Here is a 22057-nt window from a genome sequence, read left to right as displayed (position 1 = left end):
GGTGCATAAAAAAAGACAGAAAAAGGTTAATAAATTACCTCTTCTCTGTCCTTTGTACCTGAGAGTTTTTACGGATCTACTCCTTGGGTGGCATGAAGCGCGCTTTCCAGAGATGTGTCCTACTATGGTTCTTTTACCTGAGAGATTCATCTCCTTTTAATCTAGAGATTTGCCCCTTCGGTGATGTAACTCTAAAGAGTTTACATTCTCTCCCATAGTAGTCTTCCAACCAGTTTATATATCATTATCATAAATATACAATAGGTGATGACAGCCTGACCTGTCAATAACGAATTATAAATAGTAATTGCAAAGTAGGAGTTCCCTATAGAATTTCATTGATACGTTAAAATAATTGAAACGAAATTAAGTGATTATCCGTATAATAATGGACGACATTTAAAATGGGGCAAGACTTCCATATGCAAGGACAGTAGTAAAAAAGATTTATAATAATTTATAAAGAAGATTTATTTTTAAAATGGAACCTTTTAAAACTAAATGCGTATGTAATCATAAAGATATGTAAGAGGGGGAAGATGATGTTTAAGAAGATATTAGCAAGTGTTGGAATTGGTAGTGCAAGTGTTGATACACAGTTAGAAAGTGATTATTTAGTTGCCGGTGAACCTGTACGTGGTAAGGTAGTTATAAAAGGAGGCAATACGGAACAGGAGATAGATAAAATTAATTTATTTGTCATGTCTGAGGCAGTTAGAGAAAAAGATGATCGTAAATATTATGAAAAAATTGTCCTTGGATCCTTTGTAGTTGGAAATTCATTTACGATTGCTGAAGGGGAACATAAAGAGATTGACTTTGAATTCCAACTACCTATACATACGCCTCCAACCATAGGAAAAACAAAAGTATGGATTCAAACAGGGTTGGATGTTCCCAATGCGATTGATCCAAAAGATAGAGATATGGTGAAAGTGAAGCCACATCATGGTATGAATACAGTAATACAAGCTTTAACAAACGATTTAGGTTTCCGTTTACGAAAAGTGGAGATGGAATACTCTAAAAGATATCGTTATGTACAAGAATTTGAATTCATTCCAATTGGTGGTCCTTTCCGTGGAGATTTAGATGAATTAGAGGCAATGTTTTTTATCAAGGAAAGCTATATAGATATACTTCTACAAATTGACCGACGTGCGAAAGGAATAGGTGGGTTATTTGCAGAAGCATTAGATATAGATGAAAGCTTTATCAAGGTAACGTTGTCAAATTCAGATATTAAACGTGGGTCCTTTTATGTAGCAGAAAAATTAAAAGAAACGATTAGTCGCTATTGCTAGATTATTTGTTATGGCTGTTTTTGAATTTCTTGCCGCTAGATGCGCAATAACTTGTACAGATTATCAGTGTGTTACCACCGCTTCGGAAAGCGAAATATATTTCCGGAGCGGTTTTTCGTACTAATTATGTTCGGATTTTGCATTCAAAAATACTTTTGTCTCAGGTAGTTTCAATTATTCGTCATTAACCTACCTAATGGACCATCTTCATTAATTATATCCTGTATATCATAAAGGGAAATTGGAAACATTGGGAATCCGAACACATATGGTGTTAGTTCATAAAGCTGAAAATAGATAACAATTGTTTTATCTGCAATGTAAAAATCCTGATTAGGTGTGATGCCAGTGAAATCATTTATAAGTGGAATATCTCGTTGTTTTATTTGTTTCTCAATCAGTGATGATAGTTTTTGGATATAATCACTATCAGTCTTGAATAAGTCCTTTAACTCACATGTATTTTCCTTTTCGAGGTCGAATGTTAACGATTTGATGATGGTAAGTCCATGAGCAGCTTGGTGGTAGTACGTGTAATTTGAAAAGGCAAAGCTTAACACCTGGCGTTGATTATTTTTGATGTCATAAGTCCCAATCATTTCCTCAACATTTGATGGTATTTGATCAATTTGCTGATCAATTAATTCTTGGTTTTTTTCAACGATTGCCTGATTTATTTCCCGCTTGAATATTTCATTCTGCATATAAATGATTTGGGGATATATAATTTTTTTATTTGGACCATCGGTAACCGTATAAGAATAGATGGTAACAGGTAATGCGATAGGCATTTTTATCATCCTTTTTAACATATCGTATTCTTTTTTTTTAGTGAGCGTGCCTAGTGATTAATATGTTACATTTCCTATTCGGTCCGTATAAGTATATTTATACGAAGCAATATAATAGGGAGCAACCTTTCAAGAAGTTTTTACAGTACTTTGTAATCAGTGGTATGGATGCTTAACAAAGGGTGTTGATTTATGCCAGCTTTTCGTGGAGATGCCCATAAAATTTATCTTCATCTAAGAAAGAAAAACTCAGATTTAAAAAACTCAAAGTATTTACATGAGATAGCAGAAATTAAAAGCTATTATGAAACATTGGAAAGTGACGTATTAAAATTAGTGTACTATCGAATGATTAAAGAAAAAAATGGATCGGGAATGATTCCTATATATGTTTCTTCTATTCCTTGGTTACTATTTTTATTCTCTAGTCATTTGGAAAAATTTCTTTTTAAATGGAACATGTATTGGATCCTATTTTCAGCTCTCTATTTATTGGTGCTAATAATTAGTGTATATCTACATTTTCGAGAAAAGGCATGGGCAGCTTTTCACATAGAAATTATTCAGGATATTTTGAGTGAGAGGAAAGATAGACAACCTGGATTAGAGTAAAAACTCCTGTTCTTTATTTTAATACAGCTGAATAAATGGAAAGGTGTCATCCATGTTAATGGTGGGAGGTGTATTATATGGGCAAAGACCGTCAAGAAAAAAAGTTAAAACAAAGTGGACGTGTAGAATCGGATCGTGACGTGGGCTTGCGATATAAGGGAACGTCCAAAATGTCTAGTCCAGAAGAAGCAAGAAGACTAAACGATGGACATAAATAGGTAGTAGATTACCTTCCTTTTCTAAATTGAAGAGGAAGGTTTTTTGTTTGTTAAAGAACTTTAGAAAAATGCAACTAACCTTGTTAATATTTCACATATTGCTCACATTTCAGCTGTTGTTAAGTATAGAATATTGATATAGTATGGACGATAGGGTTTATTTACTAATTAAAGGCAATTCTTATATACTTTTATTCCTTTTTGACTTTATTTTATTATCCAAACAACAGTCAGTTAAAAACAGCTTTATCAAAAGATTGGAGTGGAAACTAGATGAGAAAAATATTTGGCTTCACCATAGTTGTACTTGCCCTCATGTTTTTGGTAGCTTGTGGCAATGGGACTGATAATGGTTCAGAGCAAGAATCGGTTGAAGTAAAACCGTTAGAAGTTGAATTTCCATTACCTGAAAAAGCAGATGTAGGAGATACTGTCGAGTTAAAAGCAATCGTTACCTATGGTGATGAAAAGGTAGACGATGCCGATGAGGTGGTGTTCGAGTACTGGAAACAAGGTGATGAAGAAAATAGTGTTAAGGTTGAATCAGAAAATCAAGGGGATGGGCTATACACGGCTAGCATTACATTTGAAAGTAATGGTGTATATGAAATATATGCACATACAACTGCAAGGGATTTACATACTATGCCTAAAAAAGCGATTGCAGTTGGTGATGTTGAACAAACAGGCGAAGAAGATGGACATAAAGAAGAAAGTGGTGAACCAGTAGCTGATCACGAGCATGGTGAACATCATGATGGGGTAGCAATTCAATTTATTGAACCGGATAATACTAAAGTAGATGAACCTCTTGATTTAACAGTACACTTGGAAATAAATGGGGAGCCCCTCACTAATGCAAATGTCCGATATGAAATCGTTCATGACGAGCAGTCTGATAATGTGGCTTGGGTGGATACGGAAGAATCGGATTTAGGTGAATACTATAGCCAGCATTCCTTTAAGGAAGCCGGTACGTACACGATAACCATTCATGTTGAAAATGATGAGGGATTACATGAGCATAAAGAATATCCGATTGAGGTTATGAACTAATATCTTTATTAACCTTGAGGGGATAATCTTAGTCTAGTAAAAAATTCAAGGCCCTTTATTGCTAGGATTGACTGCCCCAAATTGGGAAAATTGTGAGCTTTTTTGAGTTTCGACGAACTTAAAAAGTATTTAACAAATTTTGACAAAAGTGTCTACACAACGATTAAAAATTGTATTATAATTATTATTAGCATAATAAAATAGCCGGACAAATAGGTTTCTTAAATGATTCTAGTTCGATTCATTTAGGATGAAAAGGGAAGTTGGTGAAAATCCAACACGGTCCCGCCACTGTAAGCGATGAGGGAAGTTAACATATCCACTGTGTATTTTTACATGGGAAGGGTTAACCAACCATAGATTCGTAAGTCAGGAGACCTGCCTATTTGGTTTTTAAGCTTCCTCGAGGAAAGGAATGTTTAAAGTACATCTTATTTATCCATTCGAGAGTTTTATACATACATTAACTCTCATTAAAATGTGATTCCTAATGTACCTTATACATTTACGCTTTTCCCCAAGGGAAGGGCGTTTTTTTATTGCTAAAATTACATAATTGGGGGAACAGAAATGAGTAGCCACATTCTTAAAAAGTGGGGACTGCTAGGTCTTGTTCTTTTCTTAGGTATCATGATAATAACTGGTTGTGGTGCACAAGAACAGGAACAGTCAACTCCTGAGGAAACAGAAGAAAGTGATAAAGATAATCAGGAATTAGAAAAAGGGAATGGAGAATTATTTCCAGTTACTTTTACGGATGCTGTTGGTCGAGAGGTAACGATTGAAGAAGAACCAGAAACGATTGTTTCCATTCAAGCTAGTACAACCGAAACTTTATTTGCATTAGGAGTAGGTGATAAAATTATTGGTCGCTCCGATTATGATAATTATCCGGAGGAAGCTCTTGAAATCCAGAGTGTTGGAGCCCAAGATATGAATGTTGAGCTTATACTCACGCTTTTACCGGATGTCGCTTTTGTAACAGATTATCATTATAATAATCACGCTAATATATTAAAACAATATGAAGAAGCGGGGATTGAAGTGGTTGTTACTGGAAGCGCAACATCCTTTAGTGATGCTTATGAAGGAATGAAGATGATTGCCACTGCAACCGGAAGACAAGCAGAAGCTGAAGAAATTATTACAGATATGAAAGAGCGCCATGAAGCTATTAAAGAAAAAGCAAAAGAAGAAATAACGGATAAGAAGCGTGTATGGGTAGAGGTTTCACCAGCTCTAGATATCTTTACAACAGGTAAAAACACATTTATGCATGAAATGCTAGAATCCATTCAGGCTATTAATGTTGCAGAAAAAGAAGAGGGATGGGTGAAATTTACAGAAGAGGAAATTGTTAACTTAGAACCAGACGTTATTATTACGACCTATGGATTTTATATGGACGACCCGGAAAATGAAGTGACCTCACGTGAAGGATGGGCAGAAGTTCCAGCTGTGAAAAATGGACAAGTGTTTGACGTTGATAATGATACCGTTACAAGACCAGGTCCCCGTTTAATTGAAGGGGTGGAGACACTTGCGAAACTCATTTATCCGGAAGTATTTAGCGAATAAAAGTACATGGTTATATCTAATTTGTGGAGGGCTCGTACTTGGTGCAGCTCTCCTTGGATTATTAGAGAGCAGTGTTGATATTCCCGTCCCGACTATTTTACATATTGTAATGGAAAATGCGTTTCATCTTGGATGGATGGAGGAAGTTCCCAAAAATCTAGAGTTAATCATATGGAATATTCGCCTACCAAGGGTTTTACTTGCTCTTTGTGTGGGTGCATCCCTAGCATTAGCAGGTGCTGCTTTTCAAGGGATTTTGCGTAATCCGTTAGCTGATCCATATACCATTGGTGTTTCATCTGGTGCAGCTTTGGGAGCGGTGTTCGTTATATTTTTTCAAGTATCCATTGTGGGATTAGGAAGCTTTACCCTTCCAATTGTTGCTATTGGGAGTGGTTTGATTACATTACTTGTTGTATTCGGTTTGGTTCGATTAAGCAATAGAGGTTTTGCTATTGAGACATTTATTTTAGCAGGGATTATTATAAGTGCGTTTATCGGCGCACTTACATCGTTAATTATCTCTTTAGGAGATAAGGACTCCATGACGCAAATTATTTATTGGTTATACGGAAGTGTAGGAATGAGAGGGTGGAGTCATGTCCAGTTAATTTCTCCTTTCTTGCTAATCGGAATGTTGATTCTCTTTACACACTACCGTGAATTAAATGCATTGGCATTAGGGGAAGAGGCAGCAGACCATATTGGAGTTAATGTTAAACGAGGAAAATTATTACTATTATTTGGTGCCTCATTATTAACTGGAGCAGCTGTTGCGGTTTCAGGAACAATTGGTTTTGTTGGACTTGTGATTCCTCATTTGGTTCGTTTAGTAACAGGCCCGAATCATCGACATGTTCTTCCACTGTCCATGCTTGTTGGAGGGGCTTTCCTCATTGTTGCGGATTTGTTTTCCAGAACGATTATTGCTCCGAGTGAACTTCCAATAGGTGTTGTTACAGGTATTATTGGTGCGCCAATATTTGCTCTATTACTGATAAGAGAAAGAATTACTCAAAGGGGGTAGGTTAATGATTAACATTGAAAATGTAGTAGGTGGATATAAAAACACCCCCATTATTGATAACCTTAATCTGAAAGTAGACAAGGGTGAGTTTTTTGTACTACTTGGACCAAATGGAAGTGGTAAGACAACATTATTTAAATTAATTACAGGACAGTTGCCAATTCAAAAAGGAGATATTTCCCTAGCAGGGACTCAGATTACGAAGCTATCAAAACTTGAAAAAGCAAGAAGAGTGTCCGTTCTCACACAGGAAATCCAAGTAGCTTTTGATTATACGGTTGAGGAAATTATTAGTCTTGGACGCTATCCACATCAAAAAGGAATTCTCAAACAATTGTCAAAAACAGATTGGAGAATTATAGAGGATGTTATGGATAGGATGATGGTAAGTCAGTATCGACATACCCAGTTCCGATTGATAAGTGGAGGGGAAAAACAGCGTGTTTTACTGGCAAAAGCTTTGGCGCAGGAACCGGAAATCCTACTGTTAGATGAACCTACCAATCATTTAGATATTAAGCATACATTTGAAATGCTTGATTTATTAAAGGAACAGCAAAGAAAAATGGGGTTAACCGTTTTTGCCATATTACATGATTTAAATGTAGCTTCCCTTTATGCAGATCGTATTGCCATATTGGAAAAAGGAAAATTAGTAGGTGTAGGGAATGTAGACTCATTACGGAATGAGGAACTATTAAGAAAAGTCTATGAAGTTGAAGTGAAAACACAATCACATCCTGATGTGTCAAAACCACAGATTCTTATGACACCACGACATATAACAAGTGATCATCATATGGATTTTGGTAACTCTTTTAAAGTAGAAAAAAATAGTACGTTTATTCATGTGAAATTTAATCAGGCATTGAAAACCATATCCAACGGGGTTATTGGAGAGGGAATTCAGTGGTTAAGGCATTTTTGTAATTTTCATGTCGAAAAGCATTATAATAGCTCCACGCCTAAAAAGGATTTGCGGGAGATGATGGATACTTACCATATTCCACATCATCAGGCAGTTGGAATGATGACCGCTGCGAGCCTGGAAGATATGGTCATGGAGACGAAGGAAGTTGAAGGTGTGAAAATGATGGTCATCGTAACAGCTGGTGTTGGCAATGCGGTTGATATTTCGTCTAAGTATAAGGCAAATCAAAATAGTCAAATTGGTACGATTAATACGATGGTGTTTATCGATGCTCGTTTTACAGATGGGGCACTTGTAAATGGATACATGTCTGCGACGGAGGCAAAAGTAAAAGCATTGCAGGATCTTGACATTAGAGATCCAGAATCTAATACAATTGCAACAGGTACTTCAACAGATGCCTTACTTTTGGCTCTTACACAGCAAGGAGATATAACATTATATGCTGGATCGGGAACAACAGTGGGAAAAGCAATTGGACAATTAGTATATGATGCAACAAAGAAAGCAGTAAAAAAATATTTAAAAAGGAACCAGTATAAATAACAATTATGGGGGGGAACGTTTTGACAGATAGACGGCTGGTGATTGCAGGTACTGGTAGTGGTGTCGGTAAAACAACTCTAACACTTGGAATCATGTCTGCACTAAAAAAACGTGGACTTAATGTACAGGGGTTTAAATGCGGTCCTGATTATATTGATCCAACTTACCATACGGCTGTAACGGGCCGAGTTTCTCGTAATTTAGACAGTTGGATGTTATCAGATGATAGTTTGCTAGATGTGTTTAAACATGGAAGTATGGGGGCGGATGTTTCCATCATTGAAGGTGTAATGGGCTATTTCGATGGAAAACGTCCTGAAACGGATGAAGGTTCTACAGCAGAAATTAGCATGTTAACAAAAAGTCCAGTACTACTTGTGGTGAATTGTTCTGCCATGGCCCGCAGTGCTGCTGCAATTGTTAAAGGGTTTCAATCACTATCGGATGGAGCGAATATTGTAGGTGTCATCGCCAATAAAGTAGGAAGTGAAGGTCATTTTCAATTAGTAAAGATAGCAATAGAGAAAGAATGTGGTATCCCAGTAATAGGCTATTTGAAGCGGGAGCAGGACGTGGAAATTCCAGAGAGACATCTTGGGCTCGTTCCTTCTATTGAAAGAGGAGAGCTTGATTCCCTTTTTGATAGATTAGGAGATTTCGTATTGGAAACGATTGATATGGACAAACTTCTTGAATTGTCAGTAGCAGAGCCCTTAGAGGGCATAAATGGACCATCTCTATTTGACAAAAGGAAAGAAACAACGGTGAAGATTGCGGTGGCAAAAGATGCGGCCTTTCATTTCTATTATCCAGAAAACATAGAATTATTAGAGACCAATGGTGTGGAAATAAGTTATTTTTCCCCGTTGGAAAATGAGGTTATACCGGATGATGTAGATGGAATTTATTTAGGTGGTGGATTTCCGGAAGAGTTTGCACAGAAACTTGCTGTAAACCACATAACAAAGGAATCTTTGAAAAGGGCTATTGAAAATGGATTACCAACTATTGCGGAATGTGGTGGATTCATGTATTTAACTGAATCCATTGAAACAACGGATAACTTAAAACATGAAATGATAGGAATAATACCTTTGGAAATAAAGATGGAATCTCAATTAGTAGCATTAGGCTATCGAGAGATTAGTGGAGAAGATGGTAATTTTTTTCTTAAAGGTCTTGTGGCAAGGGGGCATGTATTTCATTATTCCACCTTCCAAACAAATAAAGAAAATATTCCGTACGCATATGAGACAAAAGGGATAAGAGGTAAGCAAAAGGAAGGATACTTAATCCACAATGTAGTGGCTGGATATACACATATTCATTTTGCGTCATGTCCAACAATGGTAGGGAATTGGATTGAAAAATGTATAGAGGTTAAGAAAGCGGGGAATGATTTCTGAAAAAACTTTCCTCATCATACATAAAATTGTCGTAATTGCTCAAGAAACATTAGCGGTTACTACAAAGTTTTGTTCCACTAAGAAAATAAATAGGAGGTAAATGGTTTATGGGAAAGAATAATAGAAATGGATTAACATTGGTTTATACTGGAAATGGAAAGGGAAAAACTACTGCTGCGGTTGGGTTAGCAGTGCGTGCTGTTGGAAGAGGATTTAAGGTGAAAATGCTTCAGTTTATAAAATCACCTGAACGCTCTTATGGTGAAAAATCTTCATTAGAAAAGCTTGGTGTTGATATGATTCAATTAGGAACCGGTTTTACATGGTTGAAAACACCAGAAGAGCACCGAGAAGCATTAAAAAAAGCCTGGCCGATTGCTCGCGAAACAGTTATGAGTGGAGAATATGATATGGTGATTTTAGATGAATTAAACAATGCTTTAGCGATTGATCGTTTTCCTATTGATGATGTATTACCGTTACATGAAGTAGTGGATATGATTGAAAATAAACCAGAACATGTTCATCTTGTTATTACAGGAAGGGATGCGAAACAAGTAATAAAAGAAGCAGCTGATTTAGTTTCAGTTGTTGATGTTGAAAAACATTACTATGATGAAGGGATTCCCGCTGTTAAGGGGATTGAGCTGTAATTAGACGGTACCTCATACGACTTTTGTCGTGTGAGAACCGTCTTTTTTCCTGCTTATTTCAAAAACAGTGAATCCTTTTTCATTCACAATCGTAAATTAGTAGTTAAAGGAATTGCTTTTTATTGTTAATATGTAATTACGTATAGAAATATTGAATTGTCTCTTGTGGGTTAACGTGGTTAACATAGTACCGTACCGACGCTCCCATATAAGAACCCTATGGAGGGAATGTACATGAACATGGAGAAGGTATTGCAAAACAGTGAGTTAACGTATCAGCAGGCAGAACGGAGAGCGGCTGATTATTTTCATTCCCTTTCCTTACAATTTCATAAGAAAAAATATATCGATCAATTAATCAGTGACTTTCATTCATGGAAAAGAAATCATATTCAACGTTCAAAGCTATTTTCCTTTTTCACAAAAGAAAAAAATCAAGCAAAGTCGTTAGAGTATCTTACTTATATAGAGTGGTTAGATTATAAAGGGAAATTAGATCGTTACTTGGATCGAAGCATCACGTATATTTTTATGCGCGATTTAGGGAAAACAATCGATGCGAAAGATACACAAGAACTGATTCATCAATCGGTAAATCGATTAAAAAAACAGGTGCTAGAAGTTTCTTCCAAGGATAGAAAGCAGGAAACATTCAGTATGGCTAGTTTATATCGTTTAGCAGAGAAAAATGGTGTTGAAGCCACTATGATTTGGCTAGTGGATAAATTAAAAACTGCAATTTCTAGTATTCCTCAAGGGATGGATGCAGAGGAAGCTCATAGAAAATTGATAAAAATTATTGCTGGAGTTGTCATGAATGCAATGGAAGAGATGGAGGATAATTTGCCTTTATCGGAGCGGAGTCGGAAATTGGATGAAGCGATCAGGCTTGGCTATTGCTACGGTTTAACCTATCCTTTTGTAGATGATCTTCTTGACTCTAATATCCTATCTTCTACCGAGGAAAAAAGATATTCCGATTTAATTCGTACCACTCTTACTACCGGTTCTGTTCCAGAGCTAGGGGAGTGGGCGGGACCTAATCAGTCTTTTATTCAATTTGTTCACGCCGAACTTAGGGAAGCCTTTATTTATATAAAATCCTGTCAACAGCAGGAAAGATGGAAATCTTTTCTTGACCAATCTTTTGTATTTTTTAAGTCACAAGAAATGGACCGCGACAAAAGTTTAAATAACAGCACATACTCCGAAGAGGAGCTTTATATTCCAGTTATTATTAAATCAGCTTCATCTCGGTTAATCGTTCGCTCCTTAATCCATGCACCAGAGGATGAAGGATTTGACAACCGTACCTTTTACTTTGGGATATATAATCAGCTGGCGGATGATTTCACGGACATGTATGAAGATTTAGAGGGCGGTAGGGTAACACCTTATACGTACTATCTAAAATACCATGATAGCAGGACTGATTTAATCAATCCTTATGAATTATATTGGGTAGTTGTATACAACTTAATTCATCATGTTTATCATTCTGATAAAAAGGCTTCAGAAGTTATCTTATCTCGTGCTATAAACGGCCAAAAGCGATTGAAGGAGCGTATGGGGAAAGAAGCTTATAAAAGAGTAATGGCAATCTTTGCGAGTGAAAATCCACGTTTTCATCAATTAATACAACAATTGGTACACAAAGCAGTAGATGTTGATTTTTTTGATAAATTATTACGGGATCATATTATTCATACATTAAGGAAAGATGGAGCGGAACGAGACAAATTTGTTGATACAGTAAGGGCTGTAAGGAAGCAAATCAATGATGATTTACCGATTCCTTTTTCTGAAAAAACGACATTAAATAAAGATACGTTAAATAATGCAGCAAATTTTAGTTTAAAGAATGAAGGGAAGAGATTAAGACCTGTCATGGCTTGGTTTATGGCTAAGAATAAATATGGATTAGAAACATCCGCTATAATGCCTCTTCTTAAGTCACTCGAGTATATGCATACTGCGTCCCTTATTTATGATGATTTGCCATCCCAAGATGATGCATCATTAAGAAGGGGACGGCCTACTGTTCATCAGTTTTATAATATTGCTACGGCGGAACTCACTGCTCTTTTCTTGACGCAGAAAGCCGTGGAGGAACAGGCCTCATTAAACGCATTTGAATCAGAAAAGGTATTACAATTAGTGCACTACTCAGCCCGTGCAACAGCAGATATGTGTAAAGGACAGGTAATTGATTTGGAGTCTAAAGGGAAAATTCTGACTTTAGAGGAATTGAATACAATGTGCTATTATAAAACAGCTATTGGATTTGAAGCTTCCCTTATGATGCCCGCTATTCTTGCAGGTGCAGATGAAAAAGAAAGAAACGCACTTAAAAAGTTTGCAAAGCATGCAGGTATTACTTTTCAAATCAAAGATGACATATTAGATGTAGAAGGAAAACTTCATGTCCTTGGAAAAGTTCCTAATAAGGATAGAGAAAACAATAACACAACATTTGTCACTGTTTTGGGATTAGAAGGTGCAAAAAAGGCTATGTGGGAACATTATTGTAAAGGCATGGAAGTACTAGATGATATTCCAGGAGTCACTACATTTCTTCAACAATTTTTAAATTATATGATGAATCGGGATTATTAGAAAATGAATTTGGCAATCCCAAATTCTATTTTTGGATTCCTCATACCATATTTTATCACGTGATTAACTGGTTGTAAGAGAGGCTGAGACAAACTATCTTTCAACATAAAGGGATTGCCACATGGTGTGCGTTCTTAAACTTTGTTCCTTCAAATCTGTGGGGAATAAGAGAAAATGCTGCTGATTGAAGATTCACTTTATAGGAAGGTAGGTCAAAGATGGTTCAACGATGTAAATGGGCAATGAATAGAGAGCCACTATATGTGGCATATCATGATAAAGAGTGGGGTATTCCTGTATATGATGATAGGCTATTATTTGAAATGTTATGTCTAGAAGGAGCTCAAGCTGGACTGAGTTGGTGGACAATATTACAAAAACGAGAAAATTATAGAAAGGCTTTTGACCATTTTGAAGCGGAAAAAATCATACATTATACGGATGAAAAAATTCAATCTCTCTTGGAAAATAAAGGCATTGTTCGAAATAAGTTAAAAATAAATAGCGTTGTTTCTAATGCGCAAGCCTTTTTACGAATTCAAGAGCAACATGGATCGTTTTCAGACTATATTTGGAAGTTTGTAGATGGACAACCTATTGTGAATGCATGGAAGTCATTTGAAGATGTTCCCACTACTACAGAAACTAGCGATAAGATGAGTAAGCAACTGAAAAAAGATGGTTTTAAATTTGTTGGCAGTACGATTTGCTACTCCTTTATGGAGGCTGTGGGAATGGTTAATGATCATACATTAGATTGTTTTTGTCATCCCTCTCACTTAAAGAAAGAAGAGCAATAGTAAATAGAGAAAAATAAAGAAAATGGTAAGAGGGGATGACTACTTATCCCCTTCCCATTTAACTCTAAATCCTCTTTATAAATACTTTCATTCTAATAAAGCTAAGTTATTATCCACTCCATCCTTGTCCACTATTAAATTATCAATCAATCTAGCATGTTCAAAGTGGACAGCTACTGCAATAATTACTTGTTGATCAATAATAGATAGGGGCTTTAATTCTGGATAGCTTAGCAGTTCAACATAATCTATCTTTCCTGATGTATTGTTTTCCAGAATATCTAATACTCTATGAACAATCTTTTCGGGATTATTTTCTCCCTTATTGATTAACTGTTGCCCTTCTTTAAGGGCTTTATATAGCCAGGTTGCTTCATTACGTTCTTTTTCCGTTAAAAAAACATTTCGACTGCTTTTTGCCAACCCATCTTCTTCTCTTACTGTAGGTACCCCCATTAGCTTTATTGGGAAATTTAAGTCACGAATCAATGCATCAACTACAGATAATTGTTGGGCATCCTTTAGACCGAAATAGGCCCTATGAGGGGAGACGATATGAAATAATTTTGTTAATACCGTGATAACCCCATCGAAGTGTCCTGGTCTAGAACGTCCACATAAAACATCGGTACGATCCTTTATTTTCATTTGAATTTTCATTAAATTCGGGTACATTTCCTTTGCATCCGGAACAAATAAAATATCGACACCAGCTTTTTCTGCATCTGAGATGTCTTTTTTTACATCTCTCGGATATTTCTCATAATCTTCATTTGGCCCAAACTGTAAAGGGTTGACAAAAATACTAGTAACAACAATTTCGTTTTCCTTTCTTGCTTCTTTCATCAATTGAAGATGTCCACCATGGAAATAACCCATTGTAGGCACAAACCCAATTTGTCTTTGTTGGCTATTAATCTCTAAACTAATTTTTTGCATTTCATGTACTGTATGTATTATCTTCATTTTATATCCCCACTTTTCTAAAAATTATGATGATTAGCATGATAATAACATCTCACTTTATATAATTCAATGAAAAATATTATATCTAATTCAATGGGAAATTTTGGGGATAACATGGGTGTGGAAAAAATAGGTGCACTATTTTTTGATTCTGGCATATACTGATTCCGTGTGAAAAAATTGTATGGAAGGAAGAAAGATAATGAGAGATAATCCAATCATTTTACAAAACAATGACGTCGTAAAGGATGGGGGCTACAAAGTTATTGAAGTCAATATGTCAGATGCATCAGATAGTATATATGCTGTGTGCACGCCGGTTAAAATGCAATAACAGATTTTTAACAAGGCCATCTCCTGTATGGGTTACATACAAGAGATGGTCTTCCATTTGATTAATACTCTATTTCCTCAAAGTCTTTGGGATCATAGGTTGGTTGGGTTTGTTTTAAGTCAGGATTAGTGGAAATTTCATCATTCATTTCCTGATAGGACTTGGTTTTAGGATGCTTTTTCGTTTGCTTGTTTGTAAAACTTCCTTTTTTCAATGTTTATTCTCCTTTTCATTACTTAATTTTTTCACTTTCCTTTCGATTTTTATCTTAAAAAGGCAATTCTATTCCTCTTCGTCGTCCAATATGGCATCAAAAGCATTGGAAACCTTCTCAAATTCATCATCAGATTCAATAGCTGATAGGTCACCTTCTTCATCAATCTTAAGAAAAAAGATATCAATGTCTTCTTCTGTCTCTTCCTTAATATCATCTAAAAAGCTAACTGCTATATAGTCTGCGCCTTCTAAGGTAACCTTTGCTAGTACTTCAACCGCGTGTTCTCCTTCTGTTTCATCACTAATTTGAAATATTTCGCCAACCTTAATTTCGTCCACTTGAAATCGCTCCTCCTTTGTATAGGATTATATTCCATATGATTTCTAAAAAAGTGGAAATCATACTTCCTACCCTAATGGGAATTTGGAATCATATTCAAAGCTAGCTTCATCTTGCAGTTCATGATAATTTAAAAGATAAGATATATTTGTGTGTAGAAGAACCAGCCCCAAAGGAGCATGAGAGATGAAATGGAGTTTAAATGATATAAAAGAAAGATGTGGTGTCGTCTCTTTCAAGAGAGGGGACGCGTTTTGTCGAAGTGGTAAAGTAGAAATTATTAGTTCGACCTCATCCCTGGTAGAGGCTACTGTTAAAGGGCGTGAGGATTTTCATGTTCACATAGAAGAGGACAGTGTTGGGGGTCTACGCACAAGTTGTAGCTGTCCGTCCCTTTCTTCTTTTGATATGGATTGTCAACACATTGCAGCAGTACTTATAAAACTTTATCACGAGAAGAAGCAGGATACGAAAAAAAAGGATAGCTTAAATGAGGGTTCTAGTTTAACGAATGAACTTTCAGAAGGTTTGTTGCAAGCTTTTCAAGAAAAATCTGTACCAATTAGTAGTCATCAACGTTATTTTGAAAATAGAAACGTTCTTGAGGTAGCTTTTTTTTGTAAGGTTATAACTGTAACAGAGGATTTTCATCTATTCGGAATGGAAATATCTATTGAGTCCAATCGGTTAAAAGATATACGTAAATTTTTGGAGCATGTCAAAAAGGGAAAGCGGCAGGCCTTTGAAAATGGGATAGTATATGACCCCAAAAAACATTGTTTTGATAAAGAAACAGATGCTATTGTGCAAGGTTTAATTCGTATTATGGATGATGAAAAATTATATAGGAGAGCCCTTTCCAATGACCGTTACCGAAAGACACGTAGCGAGTTATTAGAGATTCCAGCTTCATCATGGAATTATTTATATCCTTTATTAGAAAGGGTTTCACAGGTTTCACTTGAATACGATGGGAAAAGTTACATTGGATTTCATGAATCTGAAGAAACATTACCACTAATATTCACATTTGAAGAATCTGAGAATAGCAGCTATCAGTTAAGTATTCAAGGGTTGCATCAAATAAAAATAATGAAAGAATACGATATGGTTTTATTTGATGGAAAAGTAGTTACTTTAAATAGAGAGAACATAGAACGTCTTGTTGAGCTTAAACGAATTATCAGCAAATCTGAATCCAATCAAGTACCAATACCAGAACATCAATGGGAATTATATATGGAAAGAATATTACCCTCTTTAAGAAAGATGGGGGAGGTACACTTATCTAGTACAATGACCGATAAAGTGGTGAAGACACCACTAAAGGCTAATCTATATTTGGATAGGGTAAAGAACCGTCTCCTAGTAGGACTAGAATTTCAATATGATCAGGTTATTATAAATCCATTAGATAAACGGAAAATACAGGTCGGATCCATGGTTATTAGGGATACAGAAAAGGAAGATGAGATTCTTGCCCTTATAAAGGAGAGTCAATTTAATACAACGGAAAGTGGTTATTTTCTTCACAACGAAGAGTTGGAATATACTTTCTTGTATCACATTCTTCCAAAACTTCAAAAGCTAGTACAGGTTTACGCTACATCAGCAGTAAGAACAAGGATTTTTCGTAAAAATACCATGCCAAAAATAAAGGTGAAGCATCGAAAGGAACGAACAAATTGGCTGGAATTTACCTTTGATATGGACGGAATCCCGCAAAGAGAGATTAAAGAAGTGTTAGAGGCTTTGGAAGAAAAACGGAAATATTATCGTTTAAAGGATGGGGCATTATTATCTTTGGAAAAAAAAGAATTTGAAGAAATTCAGCGATTTTTGCATGCTACGCCTATTCAAGCTAATGAGTTAGAAAAAGGCGTAGATATGCCCGTTGTCCAAGGCCTTCGCTTACTAGATTCAGTAGGGAACGAGGACACATTTTACCTAGAGGAATCTTTTCATCAATTTTTAGAAGAGATACGAAGTCCGAATCCAAATGAATTTAACGTACCCAATGAATTAGAAAACACGTTACATGATTATCAAAAACTTGGGGTTAGATGGATGAAGACAATTGCTAGTTTTGGATTTGGTGGCGTATTAGCTGATGATATGGGGCTTGGTAAAACCATTCAAAGTATCGCATATATTTTAATGGAATTGTCCGCCATCCGTAAGCAGAAATTGCCGGTCCTTATCGTTTGTCCTTCATCCGTTACCTATAATTGGATGAGTGAATTGATGAAATTCGCACCAGATATCAATGCTGTTGTGATTGATGGTAAACGAGAAGATAGGCAAAGACTGCAAAAAAAAGTAGAAGATTTAGACGTACTAATTACTAGCTATCCGTTATTGCGAAATGACATTACCTGGTATGAAAAACAACCATTTCATACTGTATTTTTTGATGAAGCACAGGTATTTAAAAATCCATTAACACAAACATTTCGTTCCGTCAAAGAGCTAAATGCCAACCATCGCTTTGCTTTAACGGGTACACCTATGGAAAATTCTTTAGAAGAGCTTTGGGCCATTTTTCATGTTGTATTTCCGGAGTTGTTCCTGGGGTTAAAGGAGTATAGCGAATTAACGAGAAAACAAATTTCAAGAAGGATTCGTCCCTTTATGTTAAGGAGAGTAAAAGAGGATGTGTTACACGAGCTCCCAGAAAAAGTAGAGGATACTGAAGTTGTTGAACTATTCCCAGAGCAAAAGAAGCTGTATGGAAGTTATTTGGCTAAATTGAAAGAGGATTCGTTGAAGCATCTTGATAAAGATACATTTCGAAAAAATAAAATTAGGATTCTAGCAGGCTTAACGAGACTGCGACAAATTTGTTGTCATCCAGTATTGTTTGTGGATGGTTATAAAGGAAATTCTGCTAAATTAAAAATGCTGATGGAAATTCTTCGCGATGCGAAAGACTCTGGAAGAAGGGTGCTCATTTTCTCTCAATTTACAAGTATGCTTCGGTTGGTTGGGAAAGAACTTGCTTATCAAGGAACAGCCTATTTTTACTTGGATGGGGAAACACCTTCAGAAGAAAGGCTTAAACAATGTAATTGCTTTAACAAAGGACAACGTAATGTTTTTCTAATCTCTTTAAAAGCAGGTGGTACAGGCCTAAATTTAACTGGAGCGGATACAGTTATTTTTTATGACAGCTGGTGGAATCCTGCTGTAGAGGAACAAGCAGCAGATCGAGCACACCGTATAGGCCAAAAGAAAAGTGTCAAGGTTATCAAACTTGTGGCAAAAGGAACGATTGAAGAAAAGATGATAGAATTACAAAAGAAAAAACGTCATTTAATTGAAGAAGTGGTGAATGCAAATGATAATGGCGATGAAATGCTAACAGAAGAAGATATAAGGGAATTATTGCATTTGTAGTATTACAAAGAATGCCTAGTTTGTCATAAAAAATGATTATTTGATTGTGTATTATTACACATCAGGCAGCATAAAATTTTAACGTGCCAAATATAAAAAAAGGTCTTTAGGTAGTAATCCATGGAGTTGCTTCACTAGAGAGCGAGAGAATGTGAGTTTTTCTAATAATACCATCATAAGTTTGCATATACCTACGAATGATATAGTATGGAATGTCGACAAAAATGGATTTAAATCATATAGGGAATGGGGGATGAAGATGTCATCAGAGAAAGACCTAATCAATAAATCTTTTTATAGGACATTAATAGAAGATGAAATGAAGCCATTGAAAGTATTAGGTGAACAGTTTATGGATGAACGGAAGAAGGAAGTTAACGACTCATCTAATATTCGTTTTGCTCAAGGGGAGATATATTTTCACCATAATGACTTTGAAGCAGCTATTTTTAAATGGGAACAAGTAACCAATGAGTTAAAACCATGGGCAGAGAAAAACATAGCGGATGCTCATCTTAAGTTAGATTTGCTTGCTATTGCAGAGGATTATTATACAGGAATAGAAACAGATTCTACGATACTAAGAATGGAAATACTTCTACAGTTATTTTCACTTTACATACAACGTGGTAATTTGGAGATGGCACTGGAATCTATTAAGGAGATTGTTCAATTAGAACCAAACTATCCTCAAGTAACGGAAATAGCGAGAACCTTTTATGAGGATCAACAGGACTGGGCAAATGCAATCCATTTAGCAGTAGGTGAGGCAATTCGAACAAAGGATATAACTTGGTTTGAAATACTGGAATCCTATGCCGATAATGGACTTACATCCACATTGGAACCTTCGTATTTTAACAAGGTTCTCGTTACTTTACATTCTATTAATCTAGAAACATTTGAGAGGCTAACTGTCACCTTATGGGAAAGCTACAAACAAACAGATTTATATTTTACATGGTTAGAAGAAATCAATTATTTGTTAATAGATCTCGAACAAAACAATACCTATATTTGGGAAGAACTTTCTGAACTATATAAGGAGACATTTTTGGAACTACTTGATGGTCAAAAACTTATATGGGAATTGACAGGTTTAATGCCAAAACATTTAACAAATTGGATTCGAATTTCTACTGTTAAGGATTCCTTAGTCTCTGCAGCCTCTGTCCTTGCATGGAATGATACATTCCCGTCAGGTATCTCGGATGATATTCTAAGTGAAGCTAAAAGGATTGTAGCTCACTCTAAAAAGCATGTCGATGGGATGGAAGAAGCAATTGGTTTGTTTAAGGATATTGCAAAATGGGCACAGGAAAAGGGCATTTCTTTAGGTGAACGGTTGGATTGGATGGTCCATGAACTGTTGGGTATAAATCATTATCATATCGTTGCGGTTGGTCCAGCTGGAACCGAAAAAATAGATGTTATTAATCGATTAATAGGAGAAGAATTAGTGAAGGATGACACATCAGCAGCCCTTCACTTTAAGGATGCTAATGAATCTACGGTACGGATGATTACAGATGATCATGTTAACAATATAGCAAAGGAAACAGTTAGAGAGGTTATGTATCAACCGCAGACCATTATTGATTATGAGACACCCATTTCATTTTTTAGGGAAAATAAAATATCTTGGATTGAAACACCGGGACTTGCTGATCAGAGAAAAATTAGAAAGGAAGTTTATCAGTATCTAAATTTTGCCGATAGTATTTTATTTGTACTAAATATGGATTCACCATTGGTTGAAAAAGATTTAGAAATGGCTGTTCAAATGAAAGACCAAGCACCAGATTCATCGATTCATTTTCTTTTGAAAAAATCCGGTAAGTCTGAAGATAGAGGGGGAATAGTAGAAAGGATTACTTCACAAATTAACGACTTGTTCCCTGAGGCAATGGTACTAACCTTTACTGATAAAAGGAATGAAGAAAGAGAGCTTCAAGCCATATTTTCCTTTGTACGGACCATGCGCGATAACTGTAAACTAGAGGAACAACGAACGCAAAGAATTTTGCATTTTATTGATAGGTCAATCAAACTTCTCATGGAAAAACGCTTGGAATTAGAAAGTTCATTAACAGATGATATTACTTGGAATGGTGAAATGGCAACCAAGCTCGAAGGGGCACTGAATCAAGTGGCTGACAGACAAGTAGAAAACATTCAAACTATAAAACAAACCTATAATAATATCAAAGAAGGTCTAAAAGAAGAGCTGATTATCAAGATTCCAGAGTTGATAAGGGACTGTGCTGATCTCTTGGATGAAAAGGAATTTCAGGAGAATATACATGAGAAATTAAATGATGAAATGAATCATAGGGTTATGAACTATATTGATAGGAATATCCTACCGAACTTTAGGAAATCTGTTCAAGGATGGGTTACTGAATGTGAGGCTATATTTAACGATAGTCAGGATTTTTTAAATGAATTGTGTGATGGATTTAATCAACTTTACAAGGAAGAAAAATTGAATCTTGATTGTGACTTTAAGGTATTAGGGGATTGGGCTCGAGATATGGATCGTATGACAAGTGGAAATATTGAAATGAAAAAGGTCAATATTTTAACTAGTACTACTTTTCCGGCATTGTTCTATAAGAGTGCAGGGAAACTCTTTAGTGCTTTTACTCAGCATAATGGAAAGATTCTAGATAAATACAAACAATTTATTGAAGGAAAAGATTACAGTAAAACTGCTGAATCCATTACAGAAGAGTTTATGCAACAATTTGAGTTGTTTGAGAAAACGCTAGAAAGGGATATTCACATGTTTTTTGTCCATCCATTAGCAGCATTAAAGGAAACAATTGAAGAAACAAACGTACAAAGAGATGAACTGAAAGAAACACTAAGTAACATGAGGGAGAACCCTGAAGTATATCAAGACCCACTTACTCTATTTGAAGTAAAATTAAAACAATTGAAGAAAATGTATAAAGCTGATGAACAAATTTATGAATTTCATTGATATATGTACAGGGCAAAATGGCTAGCAATTGGTATAATTGCTAGTCATTTTTTCGTTAAATCAGCTAATGTTCTTATGTAAATTACTTAGATATTTCTTTTTCAAAACTGGTTAATTCCAATAATAACCAAGGCCTTCCTGACAATCTCAAAGCAAAATATCTATAGATTTAAAAGGACATATTCCCCCTTATATATTATATGCAGGGATAATAGAAATAGAACTTATTAATCTACTTTTATTTCATTTGTAATATTGTCCATGAATTTGTAATTCCTGTT

General features: G+C 35.7%; 18 protein-coding genes and 2 riboswitches. Of the genes, 14 read left to right on the top strand and 4 right to left on the bottom strand.

Features of this window, described 5'->3' with window-relative positions; all coding sequences use genetic code 11:
* Window positions 1–115: 115 nt before the first annotated feature.
* Window positions 116–225, bottom strand: a riboswitch (glycine riboswitch).
* 317 nt (window positions 226–542) lie between these two features.
* Window positions 543–1304, top strand: a complete 762-nt coding sequence (locus CAO17_RS10270; protein ID WP_085992674.1) for a sporulation protein — start codon at window positions 543–545, stop codon at window positions 1302–1304.
* Between the two features lie 170 nt (window positions 1305–1474).
* On the opposite strand, the gene CAO17_RS10265 is transcribed toward CAO17_RS10270, so the two are convergent.
* Complete coding sequence (locus CAO17_RS10265) at window positions 1475–2095, bottom strand: DUF3298 and DUF4163 domain-containing protein (protein WP_085992673.1); 621 nt, start codon at window positions 2093–2095, stop codon at window positions 1475–1477.
* Window positions 2096–2287: 192 nt separating this feature from the next.
* Between CAO17_RS10265 and CAO17_RS10260 the strand changes: the two genes are divergently transcribed.
* From CAO17_RS10260 to CAO17_RS10215, 10 genes are all read left to right on the top strand, one after another.
* Window positions 2288–2707, top strand: a complete 420-nt coding sequence (locus CAO17_RS10260; protein ID WP_085992672.1) for a hypothetical protein — start codon at window positions 2288–2290, stop codon at window positions 2705–2707.
* 77 nt (window positions 2708–2784) lie between these two features.
* Window positions 2785–2925: a YpzI family protein gene (locus CAO17_RS10255; RefSeq protein WP_085992671.1), complete on the top strand. Its 141-nt coding sequence runs from the start codon at window positions 2785–2787 to the stop codon at window positions 2923–2925.
* Window positions 2926–3198: 273 nt separating this feature from the next.
* On the top strand, window positions 3199–3981 hold the full coding sequence (locus CAO17_RS10250) for a FixH family protein (protein WP_085992670.1): 783 nt from the start codon (window positions 3199–3201) through the stop codon (window positions 3979–3981).
* 197 nt (window positions 3982–4178) lie between these two features.
* A riboswitch (cobalamin riboswitch) is annotated at window positions 4179–4381 on the top strand.
* 170 nt (window positions 4382–4551) lie between these two features.
* Window positions 4552–5559 (top strand): ABC transporter substrate-binding protein, encoded by a 1008-nt coding sequence (locus tag CAO17_RS10245; RefSeq protein WP_085992669.1) that lies wholly within the window; start codon window positions 4552–4554, stop codon window positions 5557–5559.
* On the top strand, window positions 5522–6586 hold the full coding sequence (locus CAO17_RS10240; protein ID WP_085992668.1) for a FecCD family ABC transporter permease: 1065 nt from the start codon (window positions 5522–5524) through the stop codon (window positions 6584–6586). Before CAO17_RS10245 ends, CAO17_RS10240 begins: the two co-directional genes overlap by 38 nt.
* Window positions 6587–6590: 4 nt before the next feature.
* The gene (locus CAO17_RS10235) at window positions 6591–8063 is read left to right on the top strand and encodes an adenosylcobinamide amidohydrolase (protein WP_085992667.1); all 1473 of its coding nucleotides are present in this window, start codon (window positions 6591–6593) and stop codon (window positions 8061–8063) included.
* A 20-nt stretch (window positions 8064–8083) separates the two neighbouring features.
* Window positions 8084–9469 (top strand): cobyrinic acid a,c-diamide synthase CobB, encoded by a 1386-nt coding sequence (locus tag CAO17_RS10230; protein WP_179151931.1) that lies wholly within the window; start codon window positions 8084–8086, stop codon window positions 9467–9469.
* A gap of 107 nt (window positions 9470–9576) precedes the next feature.
* On the top strand, window positions 9577–10122 hold the full coding sequence (locus CAO17_RS10225; protein WP_085992665.1) for a cob(I)yrinic acid a,c-diamide adenosyltransferase: 546 nt from the start codon (window positions 9577–9579) through the stop codon (window positions 10120–10122).
* A 234-nt stretch (window positions 10123–10356) separates the two neighbouring features.
* Window positions 10357–12738 carry a polyprenyl synthetase family protein gene (locus tag CAO17_RS10220; protein WP_085992664.1) on the top strand — a complete coding sequence of 794 codons (2382 nt, stop codon included), beginning with the start codon at window positions 10357–10359 and terminating at the stop codon, window positions 12736–12738.
* Window positions 12739–12956: 218 nt separating this feature from the next.
* Window positions 12957–13538, top strand: a complete 582-nt coding sequence (locus CAO17_RS10215) for a DNA-3-methyladenine glycosylase I (RefSeq protein ID WP_085992663.1) — start codon at window positions 12957–12959, stop codon at window positions 13536–13538.
* A gap of 87 nt (window positions 13539–13625) precedes the next feature.
* Here the strand turns inward: CAO17_RS10215 and panC are convergent, their stop codons facing one another.
* Window positions 13626–14504 (bottom strand): pantoate--beta-alanine ligase, encoded by an 879-nt coding sequence (gene panC, locus CAO17_RS10210; RefSeq protein WP_085992662.1) that lies wholly within the window; start codon window positions 14502–14504, stop codon window positions 13626–13628.
* Window positions 14505–14706: 202 nt separating this feature from the next.
* Here panC and CAO17_RS21890 point away from each other — a divergent pair, with 202 nt between their 5' ends.
* Window positions 14707–14838, top strand: coding sequence for a hypothetical protein (locus CAO17_RS21890; protein WP_281252933.1), 132 nt, complete (start codon window positions 14707–14709; stop codon window positions 14836–14838).
* 61 nt (window positions 14839–14899) lie between these two features.
* Here the strand turns inward: CAO17_RS21890 and CAO17_RS21045 are convergent, their stop codons facing one another.
* Complete coding sequence (locus tag CAO17_RS21045) at window positions 14900–15052, bottom strand: hypothetical protein (RefSeq protein WP_179151930.1); 153 nt, start codon at window positions 15050–15052, stop codon at window positions 14900–14902.
* A gap of 68 nt (window positions 15053–15120) precedes the next feature.
* On the bottom strand, window positions 15121–15393 hold the full coding sequence (locus CAO17_RS10205; protein WP_085992661.1) for a DUF1292 domain-containing protein: 273 nt from the start codon (window positions 15391–15393) through the stop codon (window positions 15121–15123).
* A gap of 187 nt (window positions 15394–15580) precedes the next feature.
* Here CAO17_RS10205 and CAO17_RS10200 point away from each other — a divergent pair, with 187 nt between their 5' ends.
* The gene (locus CAO17_RS10200) at window positions 15581–18790 is read left to right on the top strand and encodes a DEAD/DEAH box helicase (RefSeq protein WP_085992660.1); all 3210 of its coding nucleotides are present in this window, start codon (window positions 15581–15583) and stop codon (window positions 18788–18790) included.
* A gap of 259 nt (window positions 18791–19049) precedes the next feature.
* The gene (locus CAO17_RS10195) at window positions 19050–21776 is read left to right on the top strand and encodes a GTP-binding protein (RefSeq protein WP_085992659.1); all 2727 of its coding nucleotides are present in this window, start codon (window positions 19050–19052) and stop codon (window positions 21774–21776) included.
* Window positions 21777–22057 lie beyond the last annotated feature (281 nt).

It is taken from the genome of Oceanobacillus senegalensis (assembly GCF_900176885.1).
Taxonomy (GTDB): domain Bacteria; phylum Bacillota; class Bacilli; order Bacillales; family Amphibacillaceae; genus Oceanobacillus; species Oceanobacillus senegalensis.
The sequence above is the reverse complement of the archived record's forward strand: the minus strand, read 5'-3'. Positions and strand labels throughout refer to the sequence as shown.

Excerpts from the sequence above, each read along its gene's own strand:
- CAO17_RS10220 (WP_085992664.1), top strand. The coding sequence starts at position 10,357 with ATGAACATGGAGAAGGTATTGCAAAACAGTGAGTTAACGTATCAGCAG.
- CAO17_RS10215 (WP_085992663.1), top strand. The coding sequence starts at position 12,957 with ATGGTTCAACGATGTAAATGGGCAATGAATAGAGAGCCACTATATGTG.
- CAO17_RS10255 (WP_085992671.1), top strand. The coding sequence starts at position 2,785 with ATGGGCAAAGACCGTCAAGAAAAAAAGTTAAAACAAAGTGGACGTGTA.
- CAO17_RS10225 (WP_085992665.1), top strand. The coding sequence starts at position 9,577 with ATGGGAAAGAATAATAGAAATGGATTAACATTGGTTTATACTGGAAAT.
- CAO17_RS10200 (WP_085992660.1), top strand. The coding sequence starts at position 15,581 with ATGAAATGGAGTTTAAATGATATAAAAGAAAGATGTGGTGTCGTCTCT.
- CAO17_RS10265 (WP_085992673.1), bottom strand. The coding sequence starts at position 2,095 with ATGCCTATCGCATTACCTGTTACCATCTATTCTTATACGGTTACCGAT.
- CAO17_RS10195 (WP_085992659.1), top strand. The coding sequence starts at position 19,050 with ATGTCATCAGAGAAAGACCTAATCAATAAATCTTTTTATAGGACATTA.
- CAO17_RS10270 (WP_085992674.1), top strand. The coding sequence starts at position 543 with ATGTTTAAGAAGATATTAGCAAGTGTTGGAATTGGTAGTGCAAGTGTT.
- CAO17_RS21890 (WP_281252933.1), top strand. The coding sequence starts at position 14,707 with ATGAGAGATAATCCAATCATTTTACAAAACAATGACGTCGTAAAGGAT.
- CAO17_RS10245 (WP_085992669.1), top strand. The coding sequence starts at position 4,552 with ATGAGTAGCCACATTCTTAAAAAGTGGGGACTGCTAGGTCTTGTTCTT.
- CAO17_RS10260 (WP_085992672.1), top strand. The coding sequence starts at position 2,288 with ATGCCAGCTTTTCGTGGAGATGCCCATAAAATTTATCTTCATCTAAGA.
- panC (WP_085992662.1), bottom strand. The coding sequence starts at position 14,504 with ATGAAGATAATACATACAGTACATGAAATGCAAAAAATTAGTTTAGAG.
- CAO17_RS10250 (WP_085992670.1), top strand. The coding sequence starts at position 3,199 with ATGAGAAAAATATTTGGCTTCACCATAGTTGTACTTGCCCTCATGTTT.
- CAO17_RS10235 (WP_085992667.1), top strand. The coding sequence starts at position 6,591 with ATGATTAACATTGAAAATGTAGTAGGTGGATATAAAAACACCCCCATT.